This is a genomic window from Alcanivorax jadensis T9, from assembly GCF_000756655.1.
In the GTDB taxonomy this organism is placed as follows: domain Bacteria; phylum Pseudomonadota; class Gammaproteobacteria; order Pseudomonadales; family Alcanivoracaceae; genus Alcanivorax; species Alcanivorax jadensis.
Window position 1 is genome coordinate 1 of the sequence record NZ_ARXU01000021.1, and the last position, 5,877, is coordinate 5,877.

At 56.1% G+C, this 5,877-nt stretch carries 5 protein-coding genes and 4 tRNA genes; 8 read left to right on the plus strand and 1 reads right to left on the minus strand.

The window, feature by feature from the left end; all coding sequences use genetic code 11:
• Positions 1 to 443: 443 nt before the first annotated feature.
• A complete protein-coding gene (locus T9A_RS16350; RefSeq protein WP_035250691.1) occupies positions 444 to 680 on the minus strand; it encodes a hypothetical protein in 237 nt (78 codons plus the stop codon).
• A gap of 385 nt (positions 681 to 1,065) precedes the next feature.
• Between T9A_RS16350 and T9A_RS16355 the strand changes: the two genes are divergently transcribed.
• From T9A_RS16355 to T9A_RS16390, 8 genes are all read left to right on the plus strand, one after another.
• Positions 1,066 to 2,754, plus strand: coding sequence for an AMP-binding protein (locus T9A_RS16355; RefSeq protein ID WP_232222158.1), 1,689 nt, complete (start codon positions 1,066 to 1,068; stop codon positions 2,752 to 2,754).
• Positions 2,751 to 3,722: a bifunctional biotin--[acetyl-CoA-carboxylase] ligase/biotin operon repressor BirA gene (gene birA / locus T9A_RS16360; protein WP_035250695.1), complete on the plus strand. Its 972-nt coding sequence runs from the start codon at positions 2,751 to 2,753 to the stop codon at positions 3,720 to 3,722. Before T9A_RS16355 ends, birA begins: the two co-directional genes overlap by 4 nt.
• The gene (locus tag T9A_RS16365; RefSeq protein ID WP_035250698.1) at positions 3,719 to 4,453 is read left to right on the plus strand and encodes a type III pantothenate kinase; all 735 of its coding nucleotides are present in this window, start codon (positions 3,719 to 3,721) and stop codon (positions 4,451 to 4,453) included. Before birA ends, T9A_RS16365 begins: the two co-directional genes overlap by 4 nt.
• A 16-nt stretch (positions 4,454 to 4,469) precedes the next feature.
• Entirely contained in the window at positions 4,470 to 5,120 is a 651-nt protein-coding gene (locus T9A_RS16370; protein ID WP_035250701.1) for an SPOR domain-containing protein, read from the plus strand.
• An 83-nt stretch (positions 5,121 to 5,203) separates the two neighbouring features.
• A tRNA-Thr gene (locus tag T9A_RS16375) sits at positions 5,204 to 5,279 on the plus strand.
• Between the two features lie 76 nt (positions 5,280 to 5,355).
• Positions 5,356 to 5,439 (plus strand) — tRNA-Tyr (locus T9A_RS16380).
• Positions 5,440 to 5,505: 66 nt separating this feature from the next.
• Positions 5,506 to 5,579: transfer RNA gene (locus T9A_RS16385), tRNA-Gly, on the plus strand.
• Between the two features lie 43 nt (positions 5,580 to 5,622).
• Positions 5,623 to 5,698, plus strand: a tRNA-Thr gene (locus T9A_RS16390).
• The last annotated feature ends 179 nt before the right edge of the window (positions 5,699 to 5,877 follow it).

The window sequence follows — 5,877 nt, forward strand, 5'->3', positions numbered from 1 at the left end:
TAGGTCATCGTCAGGCTCTTAAATACAGAAAAAGCCCCCTAGCGCAGTATGCTAGGGGGCTTTTTTTGTAATTGATTCGCTGCGCTCACCCTTCGGGTCAGCCTGAAAAGCGGCTGTTCGGCTTCGCAAGCGAAGCACGTGGATACAGTGTTCTTCTCTCCCTACCTCGCAGCGCTCGCGCTGCCATCCCCTCAAGGGGGGCCGAGGTGTGAAACCTGATGCACCGCAGGTGCCAGGGTGAGGCGCCGCAGGCGTCTCGCAGGGATAGCAAGCTTGCTTGCTACCTAAGTAGGTCATCCTTCTAGCTACGAGCTACGAGCTACGAGCTACGAGCTACGAGCTAGACCTCCCCTCGCCACGCAGCCATAACATCGCTAGATCAGTCCGCCGCGCCAAACCCCCGCCCCAAATCCAGCCCGCTCAGGCTGGATAGAAGGCCGCGTCTAGACCCCCATCCCGGTACTTGGAATCTCGTCATCCCGATAATGTGAATCCACCCAGCATCCTGGCAATGTCTCGCCAGAGGGGAATACCAGGTCTCCCTTGTTGAATGGCTCTGCTTCCTGTGCTTCTTCGCCGTGGTGGTAACGCCCTGTGACTTGGCTACGTAAAGGGTTGACCAGTTCCGTGAGGTCGACAACCTGCACCAGATGACCACTTTTCCGCTCTTTAAGAAACATGCTCTCTGCTCCCTGTGTATTCGGTAACTTTCAGGGTGCGATCAGGGGGGCAGCTCTGGCAAGAGAAAGGCCGTAAACATTATTAAACCAATAGGGGCTTTATCCACGCTGGCGGCCATTCTATGCTGGACGCCACCAGCGATAAGCGTGGTGATAACCGTGCCATCTGCTGCTGTAAAGGCTCCATCGCTAGCGATGAAAGTGGTATGGTTGGGGTTTATTGAATCAAGCTGGGCGCTGCGTAACAGGGCGCCAGCACGGCGGTGGCTGGATCGGCATCCGGCACCGGGGCAATGATTATTGCGATTTTGCAGGGCAGGCCTGCACCAGACCCGCGAAAACGGGCTGTATCGATACGTTTGGACTTGGGAAAAGGTTAAGAATTATGACAATGGATAATAAGGCAGCAGTAATGAGCCCGCTCAAGGCGCTGGAGCAGCGTTGCGAGAAGCAGGGCCAATCAGTGGCCATGGTTCAGCCCATGGGTGGTGGTGAGCTGCAGGACTATACCTGGGCCCGGATCAATGATGAAGCTCGCAAAATGGCGGCTTACCTGCAGTCGCAAGGGGTGCAGAAGGGCGACCACGTGGCGCTGGTTTCCAAAAACTGTGCGGAATGGATTATTGCCGACCTTTCTATCTGGATGGCAGGCGCAGTCAGCGTGCCGTTGTACCCGACACTGGTTGCAGAAACGGTCCGCCAGATCATGGAGCACAGCGAGTCCAAATTCCTTTTCGTCGGCAAGCTGGATGACTGGGACATCATGAAAGAAGGTGTGCCGGAGGGTGTCAAGCGAGTGGCCTTTACCCTCGCTCCCCGCGATGCGCTGAACGATTTCCCCAACTGGGGCGATATCATCCGCGATACGGCACCGATTGAACAAGTGGCCGAACCTGCCATGGAGGATATTGCGACTATTATTTACACCTCGGGCACCACGGGCATGCCCAAGGGCGTTATGCATGACTTCCAGTCTTTCTCCATCGTCGGAGAGAAGATGATCAAGGTGTATAACCTGACGCCGGAAGAGCGCATGATTTCCTATCTGCCGCTTTCCCACGTGGCTGAGCGTGTGGCGGTGGAAATTGCCCAGCTATATGTGGGTGGTAAGATATTCTTTGCCGAGTCTTTGGAGACCTTCGGCGAAGACATCAAGCGCGCCCAGCCGACAGTATTCTTCGCGGTGCCGCGTATCTGGTCCAAGTTCTACCAAAAGGCTTCTGAGGCGGTGCCGCCCAAGAAGCTGAACAAACTGTTGAAGATTCCCTTCCTGAACAAAGTGATCAAGAAGAAAGTGCTGGGGGCGATGGGCCTGGATCAGTGCCGTATCGCGCTGTCCGGCGCTGCCGCGCTGTCTCCAGACATTATCACCTGGTTCAAGAAGCTGGACCTGGAAATCCTCGAAGTCTATGGCATGACCGAGAATCTGGCCTGGTCGCATACCACCGAAGAGGGTGATCAGAAAATCGGTTGGGTAGGCACCCCCAATGACGGCGTGGAATGCCGCATCGGTGATGGCGGTGAGATCCTGGTGCGTAGCCTGGGTAACATGAAGGGCTACTACAAGCAGCCCGACAAGACTGCTGAAGACCTGACAGAAGACGGCTGGTTGCATACCGGTGATGTGGGCGAGATCGACGAGAAGGGTCGGTTGCGTATCACCGGTCGCGTGAAAGAGATCTTCAAGACGGAAAAAGGTAAGTATGTGGCGCCGGCACCGATTGAAAACCGCCTTTCTACACAGCCAGGTCTGGAGTTGTCCTGTGTTATCGGGCAGGGCATGGGCCAGCCGATTGCCCTGCTGAACATTACCCCGGAAGAGCAGGAAAAGCTCTCCAAAGGCAGTGAAAAAGAACATTTCACCAAGGAACTTGAGGCGCTGCTGACCCGTGTGAATCATGAGCTTGATCCCCATGAGCGCATGACGACTCTGGTGGTTTGCAAGGACGCCTGGACCGTCGAAAACAACCTGATTACTCCTACCTTGAAGCTGAAGCGTAACGAAATTGAAAAACGTTATGCGGATGACATCCCCAAGTGGGCGAAAACCAAAGGGGTGGTTTGGGAAGCTTGAGCACTCTCAAAGAGGCGGATCAGCAATTGATCCGCCTTCTTTCTGATGGGCAGTTCCGTTCCGGCTCAGAATTGGGTCAGGCTCTGGGGATTTCCCGGGCTGCCATCTGGAAGCGCGTCCAGCGTCTTGAGGAATTCGGCATGGCGCTGGAATCCGTCAAGGGAAAGGGTTATCGGCTGGCCCAGTCTGTCGACCTGATTGACCAGATTTCCCTGCAAGCAGAATTGGGTGAACGTGCGCAGCTGCACTACCAGTGGGTGACTGAATCCACCAATGCTGATGCTCTGGCGTTGGCTGGACCGGTGCGCCGACCACAGGTATTTGTCACCGAGTGCCAGACGGCTGGCCGTGGCCGGCGGGGCAGGCAGTGGCAGTCTCCCTTTGCAGCCAACCTGTATTTTTCCATCCGTTTCCCGGTTAGTGGCGGGTTTGCCGCTCTCGGCGGGCTGAGCCTGGCAGTTGGTGTGGCTGTGGCTCAGGCGTTGCAGGAGCTGGATCCGCAGTTGCCGGTAACCTTGAAATGGCCCAATGATCTGCTGATCAATGGCGCCAAGGTGGGCGGTGTACTGATTGAGCTTGCCGGCGAGATGGATGGTCAGGTGGATGTGGTCATTGGTGTCGGGGTGAATGGCCGCATGACGGGCCATCAGGCCCGCGGTATTGATCAGGTGTGGACAGATCTGGCCAGCGAGCTTGTAGAGATGCCATCGCGGACGGTGTTGGCTGCTTGTGTGTTATCTCATCTGCTGGATATGCTGCCGCGTTTTTCGCAGCAAGGTTTTGCCGCTTTTCTGGATGCCTTTGATCGCTATGATGGGGTGCGAGGAAAGTCGGTGCAGGTCCAGTCCGGTGATCAGATGATTCTGGGTGAAGCTGCGGGTGTTCTGGCAGATGGAGCGTTGCGCGTGGAAACCGCGCAAGGTGTGCGTGAAGTGTATGGCGGTGAAGTGAGTTTGAGAGTTCGATGAAACTGTTTGTGGATGTGGGTAATACCGCCCTGAAATGGCGGTTTCGCCAGGGCGAGAAGGTTGAGCAGGGAGGTTGTCGTCATGGCAGAGACTGGCCTGTGGTTATCGACACCCTGCTGAAAGATGGCGGACACATCGAGTCAATCTGGATAGCGTCGGTGGCGGGGCCATCGGCAGATGCCGAGATCGCTAATCTGTTGGCTGAGCGCACCGGGGTGTCTCCGTGCTTTTATTATTCATGCGCGGAAGATTTCGGGGTGCGTAGCTGTTATCCGGAGCCTCGCAAGTTGGGGGTGGACCGCTGGGTGGCGATGATAGAGGGCTACCAGTGTTACGGGGCCAGTATCATTATCGATTGCGGTAGTGCGCTGACCATTGACGCGGTAGACGGCAAGGGGCGGTTTCTGGGGGGGTATATTGTCCCGGGGCTGGGCATGCTGCGTACGGCCCTGTTGCGTGATACCTCTGATGTGCATATTGAGCCTGCCGCGGCCCGGCCGGCCCTGGGCCGGTCGACCGGGGAGTGTGTGCATAATGGTTTGTTGCGCATGTCTGTGGCCTTCGTCACGGAGGTGGTGGTTGAACTGCGCCAAGTGCTTGAAGATACTTGTAAAGTGCTGGTGACTGGCGGTGATGCCCCGAAATTGACAGGTGCTTTCCAGTTCGAGTTTCTGCATATGCCCGACCTGGTCCTTGATGGTCTTGAGCGCGTGGCAGCCCGACAACAATAATGGTGGGGGAACACCGGTGCGGTGGATATTTTACAGCTTGCTGGTCGTGAATCTGGTCTATCTGGGGGTGCAGCTCACAAAGAGTCTGGCGCCGGGGGAGGCGGCGGTATCACTGCGTGCGCCGGCTCAGTCTGCAGGAGGAGATCCGCTGGTGTTGCTTTCGGAGCGATCCCAGCCGACCAGAGAGGGGGCGCGTAGGCCGGAAAGCGGGTCCTTGTGTGCAGTGGTAGGGCCTTGGGAGTCCCGTGATGCGGCCCATGCCGGCGCAGTGCAGCTCAAGGCTGCCGGCTTGCCTGGTCGGGTGCGAGCGCTGACCATCCAGAAGGATCGCCTTAACTGGGTGTACCTGCCGCCCTATGCGGACAGGGAGCGTGCGCTGAGGGTGTTGCACGAGCTGCAAGATCATGGTGTCGACAGCTTCGTCGTCAAGGATGGTGAAGATGCCAACGCCATTTCTCTGGGTTATTTCTCCAGTGCTGAATCGGCAGAAGGCTTGCGCGTAAAGATGCGCAATGCGGGTTATCCGGCCTTTGTGCGTGAAACATCGCGAGCGGTGACCGAATACTGGGTTTATCTGGCCGATCAGAAGCCAGAAGAAAAACCGGAGCTCAATATCTTTCTTCAGGCAAATCAGTCTCTTAAGCTGGATTGGGTGGCCTGCTCCTGAATTGCTGGGTAATTATTAGGCGTTTGATCTCCAAGTGGATTGCGCCGCCATGGTCCTTTCTATAGAATTCGCAACCCTTGTGAGCTGGCGTAGCTCAGTTGGTAGAGCAGCTGATTTGTAATCAGCCGGTCGGGGGTTCGACTCCTCTCGCCAGCTCCAGCTTTTAAACGTGTCTAACTACTTGAAAACAGGTTGACAAGTGGTTGGGCCGTAAAGAAAATGTAGGCCCTTTTCTGGAGGGGTTCCCGAGTGGCCAAAGGGATCAGACTGTAAATCTGACGCGAAAGCTTCGGAGGTTCGAATCCTCCCCCCTCCACCAGATTAAAAGCAAGTCGTTCATTGAATGGCTTGAGTGGCCGGAAGGCTGGCAGGCATCGGAAAGTGTGCGGGTATAGTTCAACGGTAGAACCTCAGCCTTCCAAGCTGATGATGCGGGTTCGATTCCCGCTACCCGCTCCAGCTCCGGTAGGGTTTGGTCATCGCAAGATGGCGTGAAGGTTATGCTCTTGTAGCTCAGTAGGTAGAGCACACCCTTGGTAAGGGTGAGGTCACCGGTTCAAATCCGGTCAAGAGCTCCAATTTCCGGGCCCAGGTATATCCTGGGTCCGGCTTCATGTGTCTTGATGGTGCCAAGGTGGTCTGTGTTTATCAATACAGTCCTTAAATGTGTCTTTATCGGGTGTATGCGCGCCATATGGCGAGGAAGCACAGCCAAGTTAAGAGGTGAAGAGTCGTGGCAAAGGAAAAGTTCGAACGT